Source organism: Nonlabens sp. Asnod2-A12 (assembly GCF_045063745.1).
GTDB classification, from domain to species: domain Bacteria; phylum Bacteroidota; class Bacteroidia; order Flavobacteriales; family Flavobacteriaceae; genus Nonlabens; species Nonlabens xylanidelens.
In genome coordinates this window covers 2530185-2551449 of sequence record NZ_JBEFOB010000003.1, presented here as the reverse complement: position 1 = coordinate 2551449, position 21265 = coordinate 2530185, and the positions used below count along the sequence as shown (strand labels likewise).

Annotated in this window: 15 protein-coding genes; 8 read left to right on the top strand and 7 right to left on the bottom strand. The window is 36.2% G+C overall.

The genetic code is table 11. The features are described 5' to 3' along the window. The first annotated feature begins 163 nt into the window (after positions 1-163). Together dgt and ACJJVJ_RS11645 are read left to right on the top strand one after the other, a co-directional pair. The gene (gene dgt, locus ACJJVJ_RS11650; RefSeq protein ID WP_104513941.1) at positions 164-1495 is read left to right on the top strand and encodes a dGTP triphosphohydrolase; all 1332 of its coding nucleotides are present in this window, start codon (positions 164-166) and stop codon (positions 1493-1495) included. A gap of 49 nt (positions 1496-1544) precedes the next feature. Beyond that, complete coding sequence (locus ACJJVJ_RS11645) at positions 1545-4361, top strand: T9SS type A sorting domain-containing protein (protein ID WP_405370440.1); 2817 nt, start codon at positions 1545-1547, stop codon at positions 4359-4361. Here ACJJVJ_RS11645 and ACJJVJ_RS11640 read toward each other — a convergent pair whose 3' ends face one another. Next, a complete protein-coding gene (locus ACJJVJ_RS11640; protein ID WP_405370438.1) occupies positions 4362-6125 on the bottom strand; it encodes a 1-deoxy-D-xylulose-5-phosphate synthase in 1764 nt (587 codons plus the stop codon). It abuts the gene before it with no gap. Between the two features lie 161 nt (positions 6126-6286). On the opposite strand from ACJJVJ_RS11640, the gene ACJJVJ_RS11635 reads away from it, so the two are divergent. Further along, positions 6287-6736: a nucleoside deaminase gene (locus tag ACJJVJ_RS11635; RefSeq protein ID WP_104513944.1), complete on the top strand. Its 450-nt coding sequence runs from the start codon at positions 6287-6289 to the stop codon at positions 6734-6736. Positions 6737-7140: 404 nt separating this feature from the next. Here the strand turns inward: ACJJVJ_RS11635 and ACJJVJ_RS11630 are convergent, their stop codons facing one another. Further along, on the bottom strand, positions 7141-7536 hold the full coding sequence (locus ACJJVJ_RS11630) for an HIT family protein (RefSeq protein WP_211289269.1): 396 nt from the start codon (positions 7534-7536) through the stop codon (positions 7141-7143). Then, a complete protein-coding gene (gene greA / locus ACJJVJ_RS11625) occupies positions 7536-8012 on the bottom strand; it encodes a transcription elongation factor GreA (protein WP_104513946.1) in 477 nt (158 codons plus the stop codon). The genes ACJJVJ_RS11630 and greA overlap by 1 nt, the downstream gene beginning before the upstream one ends. Before the next feature lie 188 nt (positions 8013-8200). Between greA and ACJJVJ_RS11620 the strand changes: the two genes are divergently transcribed. Beyond that, positions 8201-8635, top strand: a complete 435-nt coding sequence (locus ACJJVJ_RS11620) for a hypothetical protein (RefSeq protein ID WP_104513947.1) — start codon at positions 8201-8203, stop codon at positions 8633-8635. A gap of 91 nt (positions 8636-8726) precedes the next feature. On the opposite strand, the gene ACJJVJ_RS11615 is transcribed toward ACJJVJ_RS11620, so the two are convergent. Both ACJJVJ_RS11615 and ACJJVJ_RS11610 read right to left on the bottom strand, forming a co-directional pair. Then, on the bottom strand, positions 8727-10916 hold the full coding sequence (locus tag ACJJVJ_RS11615) for a TonB-dependent receptor (protein ID WP_405370435.1): 2190 nt from the start codon (positions 10914-10916) through the stop codon (positions 8727-8729). A 311-nt stretch (positions 10917-11227) separates the two neighbouring features. Further along, a complete protein-coding gene (locus tag ACJJVJ_RS11610) occupies positions 11228-12664 on the bottom strand; it encodes a hypothetical protein (RefSeq protein ID WP_405370433.1) in 1437 nt (478 codons plus the stop codon). 185 nt (positions 12665-12849) lie between these two features. Between ACJJVJ_RS11610 and ACJJVJ_RS11605 the strand changes: the two genes are divergently transcribed. After that, entirely contained in the window at positions 12850-13545 is a 696-nt protein-coding gene (locus ACJJVJ_RS11605) for a hypothetical protein (RefSeq protein WP_405370432.1), read from the top strand. 75 nt (positions 13546-13620) lie between these two features. On the opposite strand, the gene metG is transcribed toward ACJJVJ_RS11605, so the two are convergent. After that, positions 13621-15693 (bottom strand): methionine--tRNA ligase, encoded by a 2073-nt coding sequence (gene metG, locus ACJJVJ_RS11600; RefSeq protein ID WP_405370430.1) that lies wholly within the window; start codon positions 15691-15693, stop codon positions 13621-13623. A gap of 165 nt (positions 15694-15858) precedes the next feature. On the opposite strand from metG, the gene ACJJVJ_RS11595 reads away from it, so the two are divergent. Both ACJJVJ_RS11595 and ACJJVJ_RS11590 read left to right on the top strand, forming a co-directional pair. Further along, the gene (locus ACJJVJ_RS11595; protein ID WP_405370428.1) at positions 15859-16761 is read left to right on the top strand and encodes an LD-carboxypeptidase; all 903 of its coding nucleotides are present in this window, start codon (positions 15859-15861) and stop codon (positions 16759-16761) included. Between the two features lie 2 nt (positions 16762-16763). Then, positions 16764-17126 (top strand): YraN family protein, encoded by a 363-nt coding sequence (locus ACJJVJ_RS11590; protein ID WP_348114379.1) that lies wholly within the window; start codon positions 16764-16766, stop codon positions 17124-17126. 64 nt (positions 17127-17190) lie between these two features. On the opposite strand, the gene ACJJVJ_RS11585 is transcribed toward ACJJVJ_RS11590, so the two are convergent. Beyond that, complete coding sequence (locus tag ACJJVJ_RS11585) at positions 17191-18282, bottom strand: endonuclease/exonuclease/phosphatase family protein (protein ID WP_405370426.1); 1092 nt, start codon at positions 18280-18282, stop codon at positions 17191-17193. Between the two features lie 135 nt (positions 18283-18417). On the opposite strand from ACJJVJ_RS11585, the gene ACJJVJ_RS11580 reads away from it, so the two are divergent. Further along, positions 18418-21261: a TonB-dependent receptor gene (locus tag ACJJVJ_RS11580; protein ID WP_104513955.1), complete on the top strand. Its 2844-nt coding sequence runs from the start codon at positions 18418-18420 to the stop codon at positions 21259-21261. Positions 21262-21265: the final 4 nt, after the last annotated feature.

The window sequence follows — 21265 nt, the reverse complement described above, 5'->3', positions numbered from 1 at the left end:
TTTGTTTGAGTTTGCTGGTGCAAAGAAAACGAGATTACTAGTTAAAGAAGTTAATAACAGATTATCAAAAATCCAATAGTGTTTAAGTTATTGTTAAGTGTGTTATCCAAAGGTTAAATCGAGTTTTAATTATTGATTTATCTTGCACAAAATTTCCTTTTAAATGAACTGGCAGCAATTATTATCATTAAAGAGATATGGCGATTCACATCCTAGACCTCGAGCAAAACAAGATGAGTTAAGACTAGGCTTTGAAGTAGATTATGACCGTGTTATATTCTCACAGCATTTCAGGTCGCTACAGGATAAAACCCAGGTCATCCCTTTAAGCCAGACTGGTTTTGTACACACTAGACTCACACACAGCTTAGAAGTAAGCGTTGTAGGCCGCTCTCTAGGTAGAATGGCAGGAAAACTTATTCTAGAAAAGCATCCAGACTTAGTAGCGTCCGGTTATAAACAACAAGATTTTGGAGCGATAGTAGCCGCAGCCGCGCTAGCTCACGATATAGGTAACCCACCATTCGGACATAGTGGTGAGAAGGCTATAGGCAGTTATTTTAAAACTGAGCGAGGAGCAAAGATGATAAGTACGCTTTCGCGAAAGCAACAACAAGACCTACTTTCCTACGAGGGAAATGCAAATGGATATCGTTTATTAAATCTCGATAGCCCAGGAACTTCTGGCGGATTGAGATTATCATATGCAACCTTAGGTGCTTTTATTAAATACCCTAAAGAGTCCTTACCACACAGGCCTACTAAGCATATTTCTCAGAAAAAATACGGCATCTTTCAGGCAGATGTAGATCATTTTAATGATGTAGTTAACGAGCTAGGCCTCCTTAACAATACCGATAGTGAAGAGTCTCATTACCGCCACCCACTTACTTACCTAGTAGAAGCTGCAGATGATATTTGTTATACGATAATCGATTTTGAAGACGGCATCAATCTGGGCTGGATAAGTGAAGACCATGCACTGGAGCAATTAATTAAACTAGTAAGAGATACTATAAGAACAGATATTTACACTCAGCTCTCTACGACTTCAGAAAGACTTTCTTATCTAAGATCTCTAGCTATTAACAACTTAATTACTGACTGCATTTCTATATTTATGGAAAATGAAGAAGCGATACTCAGTGGTACTTTTCCACATGCGCTTACTGATAAATCCACATACAAAGCACAAATAGACGACATACTAGCTATTACTATTGATAAGGTTTATAACAACGAAGAGGTCATTCAAAAAGAAGTCGCTGGTTATAAAATTTTACAAGACATACTAGATGCTGCCGTAAATGCTAGTATAAACAGCCTCAATAATACAGAGGACTCTTATGACAAACTTATTTTAAAATCTTGTAAAGGACTAAGGTTAAGTGGTACCACAAGTTATGAACGTATACTAGATGTTTGCGGTTATGTAGCATCATTAACTGACAGTAAGTCCATCGCTCTTTTCAACATTATCAATGGTAAGATCTAGAAGCAACTACTTTCAAATACCTTATCTTTAATTTCTTAATTGCTTTACCATGAATAAAAAAATACTTTTAACTAGTATACTTCTATGCTTTATAGCAGCTAGTTCATATTACTTTTTAAGTAAAACAGAGCATATCACTTCTATTCAAAAAGCGAGGGATTTACACAAACAATATGTAGAAAACAGTCCTTATAAAGAGACTATAAAACTTTCTAGAAGTGAGCGCAAAGCACTTTCTCTGCCTCCTAATGCATATAATGAGCGTGTATGGGAATTAAGTATGAATCCTACCATTGGGATTCCTACACCTTATAAGGTAGAGACTATTGCTACTAGTTTTACTAAAAGCGCACCTGGATCTGCAGGAAGAGCATGGGAAGAAAGAGGACCATCCAATATAGGCGGTAGAACTCGAGTAGTATTTTATGACCCTAACGATGTAGGTGTTAATAATGGTGATGGTATAGATTACAACCGTGTTTTTGCCGGTGGTGTAGGTGGTGGTTTATGGGTTAATGATGATATTACCTCTCCTACCTCCACATGGAACATCATGCCTGGACTGGCTGCCAACTTAAACGTGAGCGCACACGCTATAGACCCTAACGATTCTATGACATTCTACATAGGTACCGGTGAGCAATATGCTGCAGGTGCTGCGGTAGGGAACGGACTGTATAAAACTACAGACGGTGGTGCCACATGGACTAATGTAAACATCACACCTGCAGGACAAGGAACTCTAGGTAGTGGACAGGCAGATTTATTTACAGCTGGGATATTCTTTATTAATGATATAATCGTTAGAAACAACAGTGGTATTAGTGAAGTATATGTAGGCGTAGGATCTACCAACTATGTATCGCCTAACTTCAATATTTCAAATCCAGTAAATGTTTTAGGAGCACAAAACGCTGGACTTTATCGCAGTATTGATAGCGGTGCAAACTGGTCGAGAATTGAGAATCCGTCTATGGGCTATTTCTTTGGCGGGCAAACTTTTTATGTGGCTCCTAATGATTTTGAAATAGGCGCAGACAACAGTCTTTACATGGGTACCATCTCGGTACCTGGCACAAATGCTGGTGGCGGTAGATTTTATAAATCTACTGATGGAATCAACTGGACTGTACAAAGCACGATTAGAGGTGGTGATCGTGTAGAAATCGCAGCCTCAAAAACTAATCCTAATTTATTATACGTAGCCTTGCAACAAGGCAGCGCTGTAGACCTATTAGTTAGTAATGACGGTTTATTAACTACCGTTGCGATTAATGAACCTGATGATGCTGACAACTCTATATCTGCTACTGATTTTGCTAGAGGACAAGCATTTTATAATCTTGTTATAGAAGTTGATCCTACTAACGATCAAATCGTTTATGCGGCAGGAATAGACAGTTTTAGATCTACAGATGGAGGAAATTCTTGGTCTCAAATATCAAAATGGATCAACGCAAACGGACTGCAATCAATTAACGCACCATTTGTACATGCAGACATTCACACATTGAGTTTTCATCCTACAGATTCTAACCAGGCACTTATAGGTAGCGATGGCGGTGTCTCATGGGCATCCAGCCTTAATACTGCTTCTTTCAACAATGGATCTATATCAACTAGAAATAATGGTTATAACGTGACTCAGTTTTACTACGGTAGTATAGATTCTGATTTTTCTAATGGAGATAATCTAGTAGGTGGCGCACAAGATAACGGAACACTAGCTATTAATAATGCCACTCCAGGAGCAAATGATTTTATAGAAGCTCTAGGTGGTGATGGTGCTCATGTAGCAATAGATAGTAACGATAACTATGCTGTTATCACATCTCAATTTAATAACCATAGACTAGTCAGCTATCCTAGTTATAATTTTGCTTATTGCATCGCTACCGCAAGTTGTGCAGATGGTGGCGCAAACGCAGATGGTGATTTTATTAACGTAGCAGAGCTAGATCGCAATCTTAATTACTTATTCTCCAACTCAAGAAACTTTAATGGTACTAATGGTATCGATACTTGTGAGTTATTAAATAACACATCTGTTTGTACGACTATTACTAATAGTTTAATTTCTACTAATAGACCTACAGCCATGAAGGTCTCACCTTACACATCAGGTTCTTCTACTTTAATGGTAGGAACAGAATTTTCATTATTATTAAAAGTTACAGGCGCAAATACTGCAAATCCTATATGGACTAGTATAACCGGACCTAACTTTTTAGGTAGTGTGTCTGATATAGAATTCGGTGCAACAGAGTCAGAAATTTATGTAACCATGCACAATTATGGTGTGGAGAATATATGGTACACAAATGATGCTGGTGCAACATGGACTGCCAAAGAAGGTAACCTACCTGATATGCCTGTAAAAACTATTTTACCTAATCCATTATTACCAGGAGAGGTTATTATAGGTACTGAGGTGGGAATCTATGCCACCAGTGATTTTAACAGCGCTAGCCCAACATGGCAACCGCTTATAAACGGTATGACTAACGTAAAAGTAGTAGACCTAGATTTAAGAACTAGCGATAACACCATACTAGCAACTACTCATGGACGCGGTATGTTTACAGGAAAATTTGACACTCTTAGTATAAGCAGAGTTGATAAAACAGATTTAGGTATTAACATCTACCCTACCGTTTCTAATGGTAACATTTACATCACTTCAAGTGAAGATCTTGTAAACACAAATATTGAGATCTATAACTTAAGCGGGCAAAAAGTTTTTATTAGTAAAAGCAATTTAAGCACTACAGAAACTGCGTTACAACTCGATTTAAAAAGCGGCTTTTACCTGGTAAAAATTAGCTCTAACGGCAACACGCAAACAGAGAAAATTATAATTAAATAATTAAAGAAGTTCTTTAATCAATTTCAACACGGTTCCTTTATCGATTCCTGCAATTTTATGCAAATCGGCAGTGGGGCCGTGTTCCATGAATGAATCTGGAATACCTAGTTTATGAACTTTTCCTTGGTACGCTTTCGCGAAAGCGAGATCACCAACAACACTTCCTAAACCACCTACTACTGTACCGTCTTCAATGGTAATAATGTGATCGTGATTTTTAAAAATTAATTCTAAAGCTTTAGTATCTATAGGCTTTAAAAACCTAATATCTAGATGAGTAATATTTAACTGCTCTTCCTTTATTAAATCTTGAATCATAGTTCCTATAGGCCCTATGCTTATTACTGTAATTTTTTTCCCTTCATGGAGTAATCTAGAAGAACCTATTTCCATAAGTGTAAAAGGCTGCTGCCAGTCCACTATTTTACCACGACCACGAGGGTATCTAATGGCTATAGGTAAATCCAGTCCTTGAGAAGCGGTAAACATCATATCTCTCATTTCTACAGCATCCATAGGTGCTGCGATGATGATATCTGGTATACAGTTTAAATAAGCCAAGTCAAAAACACCGTGATGTGTCGCACCATCTTTACCTACTATACCTGCTCTATCTAGACAGAAAACTACCGGCAGTTTTTGCAACGCTACATCATGAATCACCTGATCATAAGCACGCTGTAAAAAAGTGGAATACACGTTACAAAAAGGCACTAACCCTTGAGTCACCATTCCTGCGGCTAGCGTTACCGCATGCTGCTCTGCAATACCTACGTCAAAGGCGCGATCTGGCAATTCTTCCATCATTATTTTCATGGAACTACCGGTAGGCATCGCTGGAGTAATACCTACAATGCGATCATTTTGCTTTGCAAGTTCTACTATGGTAAGTCCAAAAACGTCTTGAAACTTAGGAGGCAATTTACTGGTATCACTAGGTGTAATTTCGCCTGTGATTTTATCAAACTTACCTGGCGCGTGGTAACGTACCTGGTCTATTTCTGCCTGTTTAAGTCCTTTACCTTTTACCGTTCTCACATGTAAAAGTCTAGGTCCTTTTAAGCTTTTTTGTCTTTTTAGCTCTTTAATTAACAGCGGTAAATCATGTCCATCTATAGGTCCAGAATAATCTAGGTGTAGTGATTCAAAGATATTATCACTACCAGTTTCTTTACCAGATTTAGTTTTGGTGAGGTATTCTTTAAGCGCACCTACGCTAGGGTCTATTCCTATCGCGTTGTCATTGAGAATAACTAGGACATCTGCTCCACTAACGCCAGCATGGTTTAAAGCCTCAAAAGCCATACCGCTAGCAATACTCGCATCACCTACTATAGCTATGTGTTTTCTATCTTCTTTCTTTAAAGCACTAGCCATAGCCATTCCTAGAGCGGCACTTATAGAGGTAGAACTATGTCCTGTCCCAAAGGTATCGTAAACGCTCTCTGATCTTTTAGGAAAACCAGATATACCACCTAGATCTCTATTGGTATGAAAAACATCTCTACGACCAGTTAAAATCTTGTGTCCATAAGCCTGGTGCCCAACATCCCAAACCAATTGGTCGTCTGGTGTGTTAAATACATAATGCAACGCTATAGTCAGTTCTACCACACCTAGACTTGCACCCAAATGTCCTTCTTTAGCAGCTACTACATCTATAATAAAAGCTCTTAATTCTTGTGCGACTCTAGCCAGATCCTCTTCAGGAAGTTGCTTTAAATGAGCAGGAGAATTAATATTAGAAAGTAGTTTTTGAGCCATGTTTCAAAGGTACGTTCTAAATCTAATTCTTGATTTAAGGAATTGATAATTTTACTTAGATCAATTATCTAAAGTAAAAAGTACTGCTCCTTTTCAAATGATCATATCATTTTATCTAATCACCATTCCTTTACTTTTATTTTTAGCTTTATTTTTACTCGATGATAGAACCATACGACCACGAGTATTTTATGAGAAAAGCGCTACAGGAGGCTGAGGCTGCTTTTGATCGTAATGAAATTCCTGTAGGCGCTGTTATTGTAGCCCAAAATAGAATCATAGCCAAAGGTCACAACCTCACAGAAACACTTACAGACGTGACTGCTCATGCAGAGATGCAAGCCATAACCGCAGCATCTAGCTTTATAGGTGGTAAATATTTAAAAGATTGTACGCTCTATGTAACCTTAGAACCTTGCCAGATGTGTGCCGGTGCTTTATACTGGTCACAAATAGGAACTGTAGTTTTTGCTGCAAGTGATGTGCAACGTGGTTACCTAGCTATGGGAACACAGTTACACCCTAAAACTAAAGTGATTTCTGGAATTCTAGAAGAACCTTGTGCTACGTTGATGAAAGAGTTTTTTGTGAGGAAAAGAGGGCTTAAATAAAGACAGTTCTTATTGTATTTCTAAAAGGCAGATTAACGAATCCCTTTTCTGAAGTAAAAATCACCTGTTATGGATCACTCACGCGCTACACCCTTTGTCCTGCGGACATTTCCCTCAGAGGGAAAACCCAAATTTTGAGCTGTGACAATAAGGTTACGAAATAGAGAAACTACCGTCTTCCTTTGGAGGCGATGCGCTGAGTTATGTCGAAGTGGAAGATTAGAGTTGGTTGTTGACATTGTTGTTTTAGACAAGGATTCAAATTGCAATTTGAACTATGATATTGCCATGTTGGAAAATGGGCGTGAGTATAATGTATGCGAAATGAAAAGCCTGATCACAAATGTGGTATTCATAGGTGCCGACTTCAGTCCGCACCTATGAATACCACATTATCAATACAATTATGAATCAAAACGCGCTTTAACACGAGTCGCGATATCCTGCATTTCTTCTTTACTTAGGCTCACTTTGTTACTAAAACGCATATCTTCCATATCACGTAATGGTATTAAATGCACGTGTACATGCGGCACTTCTAGTCCTATTACCGACATGCCTATACGCTCGCAAGTAACCTCTTCTCTTAATGCAAGAGCTACCTCTCTAGAAAAATCCATAAGATCAAAATAAGTCTCGCTATCTAGATCAAAGATTTTATTCACTTCTTTTTTAGGAACACATAAGGTATGCCCTGGTGCATTAGGGTTGATGTCTAAAAAAGCGATAAAATCTTCATTCTCTGCTACTTTATAGCTAGGTATTTCTCCAGTAATAATTTTTGTAAAAACACTCATAATTAGTCTCTTGTAATTTCCATGATTTCTAACTTAATCGTGCCTACTGGTACAACAGCCTCTGCCACCTCACCTACTTCTTTACCTAATAATGCCTTACCTATAGGAGACTCTACAGATATGTGACCTTTAGTTACGTCTGCCTCACTCTGTGCGACTAGCTTGTAATTCATAGTCATTTTATTATTTAAGTTTTTAATTTTAACCGTACTATGAATTAAAACCTTAGAAAGATCTAGCGTGTCCTCATCAATAATACGCGCATTACTAACTATAGCATCTAATTGTGAGATGCGCATTTCTAGCATTCCTTGAGCTTCCTTTGCTGCGTCATACTCTGCATTTTCACTTAAATCACCTTTATCACGAGCCTCTGCAATGGCTTGGGATGCCGCAGGACGTTCCACATCTTTAAGTTGCTTTAACTCGTCCTTTAATTTTTTTAATCCTTCTTCTGTATAATATGATACGTTACTCATGTCTTTTCAATTTTAAGTGTTGTTGTTTGTGTTCCGCTTTCGCGAAAGCGATATAACCACCAGTCTCACTGCTTACATCATGACTAAGAGGCTATAAATAACAAAATCCCATCATTGCTGCGGGATTATCAAACAAATATAATAAATATCAATCAGTTCGTTATACTTTTGAAGCCAATTGATTTCTTATGAAAATACGTAACGCTTATATACTCGCTTTATTGCTTACCGTTTTTGCTTGCACAAGCGATGACAGCCGTAATAACAACCCATTTCTAGTAGATCTAGGATTCCAGATGGACCTTAACACTAATTTACCACAATATAGCAATCTTAATTTCCCTGGTAATTTTGTGATCGTACCTAACGTAGGTTTGCGCGGTGCGGTGGTTTATAATTTTAATAACTCGCAATATGTGGCTTATGAATTAAGCGATCCTAATCACTCGCCTAACAGTTGCTCTACACTCGAAATAAGCGGTATAGAAGCGACCTGCCCTTGTACTGATGACATTAATAAATATAATATTCTAACCGGACAGCCTATAGAAGGTGACGGACAGTATGGTTTAAAAGCCTACCGTGTAGAAAGAAACGGCGCCACAATTAGAATATCTAATTAGTGTATTAATAAAGTATAATTTACCAAGCCAAACCATTAAGAATAAATGTAAACAGTTATTTATTCTTAATGGTACTGGTTGATTTTATGTTTTAAAAAATAAGCGTTGCGCCTAATAAGAAATTAGTCCCTGCTTGTGGATAGAATCCATTACCTTCTACCGTAGAGATGGTTCCTGGATTAGAAAAATCGTCGTCATAAGTAAAGTAGTACCCATTATTTTCATATTTTTCATTGAATATATTATTCACTAAACCGGTAAACACAACAGTCTTAAATATAGACTTCGGCTTTATAGTGTAGACTAGGTTGATATCGTTAGTAAAAAAGCTGTCCAGCTTAGAAGCATCGGCCTCTGTATTACTCATAAATTGGTCACCTACAAATTTACTCAATAGAGAAACCTGAAAGTTTTTTATAGGTTGATACACGATAGCATTTGCAGCCACTACACTAGGTGAAAAAGCAATGTCTGTAGAACCTAGATTTTGTAATTCTCCATCAAAAGAGCGCACCGTCTCGTCATTCTTATTACTGCTCAATGCTACATTAGGCTGCAGAGTAAGTTGCTTAGTAACTGGCACAATTGCCTCTAACTCTATTCCTAAACGGTAACTTTTACCACTATTAGTTCTCAATGGCGCTCCTACATCATTAAGTTCTCCACTTAAAACTAGTTGCTCATTATAAAGCATGAAGTATGTATTTGCATTAAAAGTAAAGTTACCTTTTTTATGTCTCCACCCTAATTCAAAGTCATTAAGCTGTTCTGGCTTCACATCAGGATTGCTTTCAAAATCATTTCTATTAGGCTCTCTATTTGCTCTGGCATAAGAAAAGTACAAATCATTAGTATCATCATACTTATAAGTAACACCAGCTTTAGGATTAAAGAAAGTAAAGTTCTCATCTACTAGAAATTCACTTAAATCAGAATTTATCCCAGATGTTTTATAGTTTACATTTCTTACCTGCACATCACCGTACAATTGAAAACGATCGTTTAATTTATAGGTAGCTTTTGAAAACACAGACAGATCATTTTTTAAAGCATTACCGTCATAATAACGATCTCTAATATTACTCTGACTAGCAAAACGCGCCCAAATCACTTCACCGAAGTGATCTCCATCATAATGACTAGCAGATATTCCAGAGGTAACATCTATCTCATTATTTTTATAATTTACACTTGCGTTAAGCACATAAAAATCATTATCCAGCCATCTACGACGTATTAAATCTGTTTCTTCTAGTGGCTGTCCATCTACTACTAGTGGATCTAGACCATAAGTAGCAAAATCTTCGTCTTCTTTAAATTGCTCAAAGAAACCACGACCATAGGTATAGTTTAAACCTATGTTAGTAGACCAGTTGTTATTAAAACGCTGGTTCCAGTGCAATTGATAATGATCTTGCTTATAATCATCTACTTCATTATCATAGAACTGCACATTTCCATTTTCATCTTCATACTCTCCAGCTGTGTTATACGTTCTATCATTTCTTAGCATGTCTTCGTCAATACCATTCCACGACTGGTATGTTACCTCACTACCACCAAAAGTGATCGCTTTAATAAGCGTGTTATCGTCCACATAAGTACCTTGTAAGAAATAAGATTTTAAATCTGTAGAGGCGCGATCTACATAACCGTCAGACGCGATATTTGATAATCTACCTGCGATTTCAAAATGCTCATTCATCAATCCGGTAGAGAACTTTACTGTATGCTTTCTACTATTAAAACTACCGAAAGAATTAGAAATCTCACCGCTCGCTTCTTGAGATGCAGCATCTGTTAAGATATTTATACTCGCACCGAATGCTCCACTACCGTTTGTACTCGTACCAACACCACGTTGCACCTGTAGATTTTCTATAGAAGAAGAAAAATCACCTAGGTTTACCCAGAATGCACCCAGTGATTCTGCATCAGTATATGGAATACCATTAATAGTCACGTTAGTAGATTGTGAACTCACACCACGCACTCTTAAAGCGGTATAACCTATACCAGCACCAGCGTCAGAGCTAGTTACTACAGATGGCAAAAAGTTAAGCAACATAGGTAAATCCTGTCCTATATTACGTTTTGCGATCTCTTCCTTTGATAAATTGCTGTGTGTAATAGGTGATTTTGCATTTACACGCACGGCTTTTACCAGTACTTCGTCCAGTTTTTTTGCTTTAGTAGAATCTTGTTCTTGTGAATTTTGCGCTGTTGCTAGGCCTGTTACAGTTAATGCCATAGCAATTACAACGCGAGATAAATGTTTCATATGAACTTTGTTTAAGTTCAAATAAAAGGGGCATTTATTCGGTTTGAATTAAAATTAAATGTTTGAAGGATTCTCTTGAAATAAATAATTGAGATGCACGCTTTCGCGAAAGCGATATAACAACACACATCAAAACTAATCTAAATCTATTCCCTTAGCGACATTACTCGCCCAGGTTCCTTGGGTATTATCTCAGCCTTTGTTTCCATTAGCACCCCTTGAGACAGGCGGCAAAAGTACGACTGAAATTCAAAACCAAAATCAAAATCAAAAATAATTTTAACCCTTGTTCAAAATTATTTTAATCTATTTTATTTCAATGACTTACTATTTATAAGAAAGCTTTTTGTTTTCTTATTGTAAGAAATATACCTAAAAGTAGTCTCAGTAAAAACGGTAGACGAGTGTTTTAACTTCTTGTTATTATCTATATCATCGATGTAAGATTTCTTATCTATGTTTTTATGAATAGTAGTCACATCGCTAGCCGGCATGATAGATCCATTAGTATGAAGGCCTATTTCAAAAAATGAATCTGCCTTTTCTTTTACCGTATAAATAGGGTATGCGTCAGACACATCTGGTCCGAAACGCGGCAGGCTGTTTTGTAACATCATTCTGTTTTGCTGTTGTTGCATCATCCACATTTGCTGTTGCATCATCCAGTGATGGTGCCACCACCAGTTATAATTGTAACTATATAACTTCTTATTTACATAATCTATCCTCAGTTTTAACGCTCCATCTTGCGCCTCATTAACCGTAACGGTAGGTTGGTTCTTACCTTTGGTAGCATTTTTAAGAAAGCTATTTGCAGCTGTTTTACTAGAAGCTGCACTTACCACATCACTACTCAATAGGTTAAGTTGCTTGTTACTTTTATCATCTAGATTATGAACATCTAGAGTAGCAACATCTTTTTTAAGATTCATCTGGAACAACTTATTATCTGAAACGTAAGAAGTACTTTTCTTCAACTTACCATCTCCACTGTCATTACTTTTAAAGTTAGTCACCTTTAATTCTGTATTTGAAAAATCACCGGTGTCTATTTGCGCCACATTTGTAGTACCTTCTTTAGTGTCTTCTTGTGTAATGGTAATCGTGCCTTGATCACTATAAATTCTAAAATCGTTTATGGAACCATTTTCTACAAAATCTTGACTACTTATTGCATCAAGATTATTTTTAGAAAGCGCTTTTAAAAAATCTTTATTAGCAGCCGTAGCTTCTATAGTGATATCTTTTACATCGCTAGCATTTTTAACAGCCACTATTTTAAGAGACTCTTTATCTGAAAAGACCAAGAAATTTTGATCTTTTTCTCTAACTGTAGTTTTATAATTCTCGCCATCAAGAGCCTCAGATTTTTTAACAGTGTGATCTTTAAGGTTTACATCTACCACCTGAAACTTTCTAGATTTACCTTCATTATAAGAAGTAATTACAGATAATTGATCTCCATTATTATGAAATGACAACACATTAGGCTGCTCTTCAAAAGTAATAGGATCCATTTTCACAACCTCTTCATTCTTAAATTGAAAAGGTAAGATATCGTAGTTTTTATCTTTTTTATTTTTTGCTATTATAAAATGAAAGCTGTCCTCACCTTGAGTATTTCCAGAAAAAGTTCCTTGTACTTTATATTTCTGGTCTATTTTAAAACCATTTGCCGTATTGCGATCTGGCTTTATAAAACTGGTTAAAATGACAAAAGCTAACAATAGTTGGATGGTTGTTTTCATTGGACAGTAGGTTTGGTTAGGCTAAATATATAAAGATTAATGATATGTAGAAGTTATTCCTATTAATAATGATAAGTGCTCTTACGAAAAGTAGATTTGTGATGTAATAGCCGTTAAAAATAATTAATCAAATATTAAATCGTTATATTTAATTAGAAATCCAATTTTTAAACACCTGATTTAAAATGAATTATTTAATAAAACCGTTCTCAATTATTTGCGCGCTCATAATTCTTAGCAGCTGTGAAGAAGATGAAGTTGTAGAAAAATGTCAATTCACTGATCCCACTTATCAATTTACAACAGAGCAAGAGCAAAAAAGAATCTCATTTGAATATTTTGAAGGACAGATTATTAAATATCGTAGTAACGATAATGAAGTATTAAATTTTGAGGTTTACGAGGTGAGAAATTGTCCTAGAGGTTCTTATGAATCAGGATTTTTTGGAACTTCTTTAAAACACACTTATGACAGTCAAATTATAAGGCTACAAATTATCGAAAATGACACTGCCAAATACAGTTATAAAACTAAAGTTCAATATTTTCTAACTTCCCAAGGAAATAGATTTAGAAATGCTTTCAATTTTCCACTTTGGAATGTTAGAAATGCTGGCTACGCTAATCCAGAAGAACAAGACCCTGCAAACATTTTTATAACCAACAATGACGAAATCAATTCTATTGGTACAATGAACATTCTTAACCATACCTTTAACAAAGTAATAAAAATAGAATCTAACTCAACAGATGTTGTTTCAAGTAGAGAATTTGGCTTGTTGGATCAAAATGTTAATATCCTTTACTATGATCAAGACTTTGGAATAATTCGATTTGACGAAGTTGATGGAACTATTTGGCAAGTAAAATATCCTGAGTAACCATTTCAAATCTTAGATATTAAAAAAGGGGCAGAATTAATTCTGCCCCTTTTTTGATATAATGTATTTTAATTTCTAAGCTATCACCGCACCATTCACACTCGCATCATCTGGATTTACAAAAACTAATTTCCCATCAGGATCTTCAGCAAGTAAAATCATTCCTTGAGATTCTACACCTCTTAGTTTTCTAGGTGCAAGGTTTACTAAAACGGTTACTTTGCGACCTACTAATTCTTCGGCAGTATAATGTTGTGCGATTCCAGAAACGATGGTTCTTTTATCGATTCCTGTATCTACTGTCATGACCATAAGCTTGTCTGCTTTAGGCATTTTTTCTGCAGTAAGAATTTCTCCTACTCGCAGGTCCATTTTCATGAAGTCGTCGTAATTAGTTTCGTCTTTTTGTGGCATGAGAGTTAATTTTTCTGCAGCATTTGCAGTTTTTGTAGCTTCTAGTTTATCCAGTTGTGCTTGTATTTGCTCGTCTTCTATTTTAGAAAAAAGCAATTCTGATTTATTGATTTTATGCCCTGACGGGAGAAGAGCTTCGTCTCCAGCAACTCGACTCCATCCAGCAGTTTCCGCATCAAGTGCGGAAAAACATAAAATGTTTTTTAATTTCTCAGATGTATGTGGTAAAAACGGCTCGCTTAATACAGCAAGCGCCGTCGTTATTTGTAAACACACATACATAATGTTTTTTACCTGTTCTGGATCTGTCTTTGCTAGTTTCCATGGCTCAAGACCTTCTTCGGCAATGTACTTATTACCTACACTGGATAAGTTCATCAATTCCTGTAACGCCTCTCTAAAACGGTAACGATCTAGACTATCACCTATAGATTTAGGGAATGTCTTAATCTGATCTAGAACTTTTTGATCACGCTCTGTAAGATTTGCCGTTTCTGGAACTATACCCTCGTAATACTTATTAGTAAGTACAATAACACGGTTTACAAAGTTTCCTAAGTTAGCTACCAGTTCATTATTATTTCTAGCTTGAAAATCTTTCCAAGTAAAATTATTATCCTTTGTTTCTGGAGCATTGGCCGTTAATACATAACGCAACACATCTTGTTGCCCAGGGAAATCTGCTAAGTATTCATGCAACCATACCGCCCAGTTTCTAGAAGTAGATATTTTATCGTCTTCTAGATTTAGGAATTCGTTTGCAGGTACATTTTCTGGCAATATAAAATCACCGTGCGCTTTTAACATCGCAGGAAAAATAATACAGTGAAAAACGATGTTATCCTTTCCTATAAAATGAAGTAGAGAAGTATCATCATTTTTCCAATAATCTTCCCAATTCTTACCTTCTCTAGCAGCCCATTCTTTAGTTGCAGAGATATATCCTATCGGTGCGTCGAACCATACATAAAGTACCTTTCCATCTGCACCATTTACTGGAACTGGAATACCCCAATCCAGATCACGAGTCACTGCACGTGGGTGCAGCCCGTCTGTAATCCAGCTTTTAACCTGACCTAATACGTTTGCTTTCCAGTCCTTAGAATGTCCTTCTACGATCCACTCGTTTAACCAGTCACTGTATTCATCTAGTGGTAAAAACCAGTGTTTAGTCTCTTTTAATTCTGGTGTATTTCCTGTTATGGCACTTTTAGGATCTATTAAATCTGTACCATTATGCGACGTACCACATTTCTCACATTGATCTCCATAAGATTCTGTATTCCCACATTTAGGACAGGTACCTACTACAAAACGATCTGCTAGAAACTGGTCTGCTTCTGGATCGTATAATTGTTCTGTTACTTGCTCAATAAATTTACCATCATTATATAATTTAGTAAAAAATGCGCTAGCCGTTTCATGATGAACTGGCGCACTGGTACGGCTATAATTATCAAAAGAAATACCGAATTCCTTAAAAGAATCTCCTATGATCTTGTGATAACGATTTACCAATTCTTGAGGTGTAATACCTTCTTTCTTTGCCTTAATGGTAATAGGTACACCATGCTCATCACTACCACAAATAAATGCTACGTCGCTACCCTTCATACGCTGGTAACGTGCATAAATATCTGCTGGGACATATACACCAGCTAGGTGACCTATATGTACTGGTCCATTAGTATAAGGCAATGCTGCCGTAATCGTAAAACGTTTTTGATCGCTCATGAAATTCTTTTGAAAGCTGCAAATTTACGACATTGCACGCTTTTAAAAGATGCTTTTAGTATTCTATAAATTGGTGTTGATCTCGCTTTCGCGAAAGCAGAATTCCAACAAACCGCAAACATATTTAATCGATTGCCGTATTTTTAAACCAAATCTCTTGAAAAATTGAACTACCACTCCATTCCCAAACTTAAAGAAGCCGACCACGTAAGGATTTTATGCACCGCAAGAAGTGCTCAAAAAAGCCAACTAGCACCTGCTAAAAACCTATTAGAATCATGGGGACTTAGGGTAAGTTATGGAAATACGATAGGGAAAATAGAGCACCAATTAGGTGGTACAAAAGAAGAACGCCTAGCCGATTTACAAGACAGCATAAACAATACTGATGTGGACGCCGTATGGATAGCACGTGGTGGTTACGGAACGGTACAATTAATAGATTCGATTGATTTTTCTGACAGTATGAAAGTAAAATCTACTGTCATTATAGGCTACTCTGACGTGACACTGCTTCATGGGAAATTACAGTCTCAAGGTTTTGCCAGTTTGCATAGTTTCATGCCGCTAGAACTATCTAAAAAACCAGATTCTAGTATAGAAAGCCTGAGGAGAGCTCTCTTCGGCGAAAGCCAAACTATAACTATCAAAAATAATTTTTCTCTATCTAGTCAGGTGATAAAAGCTCCTGTAACAGGTGGAAACCTTTCTATTTTATACAGTATGTTAGGTAGTGACACCTTTCCAGAAACAGACGATCATATTTTATTTATCGAGGATATTGATGAATACCTATACCATATAGAACGTATGATGTATTCTTTAAAACGAGCAGGCAAACTTAAAAATATAAAGGCGTTACTAGTAGGCGGCATGACAGATATGAATGATCATGAAATCCCTTTTGGTAAAAATGCTCAGGAGATTATTCTATCCCTTACAGAGAATTATGATTTTCCGGTTATTTTTAATTTTCCTGCAGGACATATTAAAGATAATCGTTCTTTAATTTTAGGTGAAAAAATGACTATTAATATTACACCTGAGTCTATTAACTTTAATCAATAATCATGGCAGAGCATAATGAATTAGGTAATGAAGGTGAAGAGCTTGCTGCCACACATTTGATTAAAAACGGATATGATATTCTGGTAAGAAATTACACCTATTTAAAGGGTGAGATCGATATTATAGCCCGCAAAAAGGATGTAATAGTTGTCGTGGAGGTTAAAACGAGGTCTACTCCTGATTTTGGCGATCCACAAGATTTTTTAAAACCTGGACAAATTCAAAGACTGGTTGCTACGGCAAATCATTTTGTAGAAAATCTAATAGATGAGGATGTAGAGGTACGTTTTGACATAGTTGCCATTATTAAGAATAAAGCGGGAACAAAACTAGAGCATATAGAAGATGCTTTTTATCATTTTTAAATTAAAAAAGCGCCTCAATAGAGGCGCTTTTTTAATATCGTAATACCGAAGTATAGGTGTCTTATTATTTTTCTTGTGCATTACCACTGTCCTCGATTTCTTTTACTAAGTACACAAACACTGGAAAGTGATCACTAAAACCACCTGTAAATGTACCGTCAGAAAAACTACGCATAGGATAACCTTTATACCTACCTGTTTTATTAGTCATAAAACTAGGGTTATAGATATTAGCCTGGTAATAACGGTAGCCACCTTGATTTGCTTCATTTAATAATGGATAGGTAAACATGATCTGGTCAAAAATATTTCCAGAATCACGGTATGCTAGTGTATTAAAACCATCCTTTAACATCTGTATATATGGATTATATATCATTTGTGGCTTTACGTCTTTTCTATCCTTTTGAGCATTAAGAGTTACTAGTACACTCTTATTTGTAGGATCGTCATTTAAATCTCCCATTACAAAAATCTTAGACATCGCGTCTATACTATGTAAAGAGTCTATCGCTTTTTGATTTAAAGCTGCTGCTGACACACGAGACGCGCGACTTTTTTGTTCTCCACCACTACGTGATGGCCAGTGATTAACGATAAAACTCATTTTATCACCATCTAATTCTCCTGTAACGACTAATTGGTCACGTGTATATCTACGTTTTCCAGAGCTTTTATCATAAATAACTAGCTCATTGCTCTGACTATTTAATACTCTAAAATCACTCTTTTTATAAAGTAATCCTGTATCAATACCACGACGGTCTGGAGAATCGTAATGCTCAATTCCATAATCAAATTCTATAAGTAAAGGATGATTTACTAAGTCTTCTAAAACCTTTCTATTTTCTACTTCACAAATTCCTAAAATCGATGGAGCAGATTGTGATTTTTCAGCACCTATTTTGCGAATTACACGCGCCATAGAAGTAAGTTTTTTCTTATAAACTTCGGCTCTTACACCTTCAGACATTTCCATGATCGGACTAGCCTCATCATTGATCGTTATATCGTCTTCTGTGTCAAATAAATTCTCTAAGTTGTAGAACCCTACTGTTCTAACTTTATACTTTTTTGCTTTTACAGTGTTTTGTGCCGTTACCGCTTCCGCGAAAGCGAAAACACATAAAACACTCAATATTAGATTTTTAAACATTTTATTAAAGATATGTTAAGGTGTGTTAAGTTATGTTATTGTAAACTTCATTACAAACTATGGGCCAAAGGTACGCAACTGATTATAAAATTGTAATTTTGCCCGCATTTCATAACGTATAATTAATATTAATAAATGACAAATCAACATTTTAAGAAGCTTTTTCTAGGTGTTTTTATGCTGGTATCTAGTCTAGGTATGGCACAAGAATTACTTAAAGGTCGTGTAATAGATGACGCAACTGAAGAAGCTATCCCTGGCGTAAACATTTCTGTAATCGGTACCAGCTTTAAAGCTACTACTGATGCAAATGGTTACTTTATAGTTACAGGAGCTATTCCTGTAGGTGATCAAAAAATTCTTGTTAGTTTTAACAGTTATTATTCAAAAACGATTCCTGTTGTTATAGACTTAACTAACATAGTAAACATCGATCCTCTTTATTTACAGTTAGATAATTCTGACATTACTCAATCTCAAGGTATTATTTCTTTAACAGAAAATGAACTTGCCGAAGATGAGAATGCTGCAAACAACTTCTCTGGATTACTACAATCTTCTAAAGATCAATTCTTAAGAGCTGCTGCATTTGATTTTAGTGCTACATTCTTCAGACCTAGAGGTTTAAATAGTGAAGATGGTAAGGTGCTTATTAATGGTATCGAGATGAATAAACAATTCTCTGGTAGACCACAGTGGAGCAACTGGGGTGGAGTTAACGATTTACAACGTAATCAGACTTTTACCATGGGATTAACTGCTGCAGACCAAAGTTTTGGTGGTTATGCAGGTGTACAGAATATAGACATGAGAGCTTCACAACAACGTGCAGGAACTCAAATTTCTTATGCAAGTTCTAACAGAAGTTATAGAGGTCGTTTTATGGTATCTCACCGTTCTGGACTTCTTAACAATGGATGGTCTTATGCTATCAACGCTTCTAGAAGAGCTGGAGACGAAGGTTATATAGATGGTACCTTATATGATGCAAATGCGTTAGGTCTATCTGTAGAGAAAAAGATAAACGATGCGCACTCTATTAACTTTACTGGTCTTTACACACCTAATAGACGCGGACGCCAGACAGCACTTACTCAAGAGATAAGAGATTTAAAGGGTAGAAAATACAATCCTTTCTGGGGACTACAGGACAATGTACAACGCAACAGTAGAATAAGAGAGATAGAAGAACCTATCTTTATGTTGAATCACTACTGGACGATCAATGATAAAGTTAAATTGAATACTAACGTAGGGTATCAATTTGGAAAAATAGGAAACACTCGTATCGATAACGGTGGTACTAGACTCGTTGAAACAGATGGTCAAAGCTCATACATAGGTGGAGCGAGAAACCCAAACCCTGATTATTATCAAAACTTACCTAGTTATTTCTTAAGAAATGGTCAAGATGCTATCGATTTTCAATATGCATATGAAGCACAACAAGCTTTTATCAATGATGGACAGTTAAACTGGGATGCGCTATATGAAGGTAACCGCATCGTGAGAGAAAACGGTGGTAATTCAATTTATGCTATCCAAGAAGACCGTATCGATGATAAGCAATTATCTGTAAACACTATCCTTACTGCAGACCTTACTGACAACATCCTTTTTAACGGTGGTGTTAGATATAGAAGATTAAATAGTGAAAACTACGCTCAAATTAATGATCTATTAGGTGGTACTGGTTTCTTAGATGTAGATTTCTTTGCAGAAGAAACAAGTGATATTAACCTAGACCAGGCTGCACAATCTAACGTGCGCACTCCTAACAGAATAGTAGGTGTAGGTGACCGTTATAAATACAACTATGACATTAATGCAGAAGTTGCTGCTGCATTTGCTCAGACGCAGTTCAAGACTAAAAACGTAGACTTCTTTGTAGCTGGAAATGTTTCTAGAACTACATATCAAAGAGATGGTAAATTTGAGAACGGTAACTACCTAGGAAATCTTTCTTTTGGTGAAAGTGAAGAACTAGACTTTACAGATTACGGTTTTAAAGGTGGTGTTACTTATAAAATTTCTGGACAGAAATTCATTACTGCAAATGCAGCTTATATTACACAAGCGCCAACTATCAGAAACTCTTTCAGTAATGCGAGACAAAATAATGAAACTGTAGTAGGGCTAGAATCTCAAAAATCTTACAGTGGTGACATAAGTTATGTTTATACTACTCCTATAGTAAAGGCTAGAATAACTGGTTATTACACACAATTTACTAATGGAACTGACTTAGGTTTCTATTTTACAGAAGATCTTACAGGTCTTCCACTTGATGACGGAAGTGCTTTTGTGCAAGAGGTATTAACTAACGTAGAAAGACGTAATGCTGGTATAGAATTAGGTCTAGAAGTACAAGTTACTCCTACTATTAAACTTAAAGGTGCTGCAGCGGTAGGACAAAACGTTTACACTAACAACCCTAATCTTTATCTTACAAGTGATGACTTTGATGGTCAACTTACATTTGGTGACGGTACAACTAGTTTAAAAGATTACCACGTTGCTGGTGGACCAGAAACTGCTTTACAAGTAGGTTTTGAATACAGAGATCCTGAGTACTGGAATGTAGGTGTAACTGCAAACTATTTTGCAAACGGTTATGCTGACATTAGTAACTTAAGAAGATCTGCTAACTTCAGTCAAGACTTTGATGGTATTGAGTACAATGACTATGATGAAGAAGTTGCTAATGAACTTTTAAAGCAAGAGCAATTTGACAACTACATGTTATGGAATGTAATAGGTGGTAAATCATGGAGAATTGATGATAAGTATGTAGGCTTCTTTGCAACTATTAACAACGTATTTGATCAAGAATACAAAACTGGTGGTTTTGAACAATCTCGTAATTCTAACTATAGATCTACAAGAGATGATCAAAATAACCCACAAGAAGTATTTGCACCACGTTACTTCTTTGGTAACGGAACAACCTATTACCTAAACGTATATTTAAGATTTTAATAAG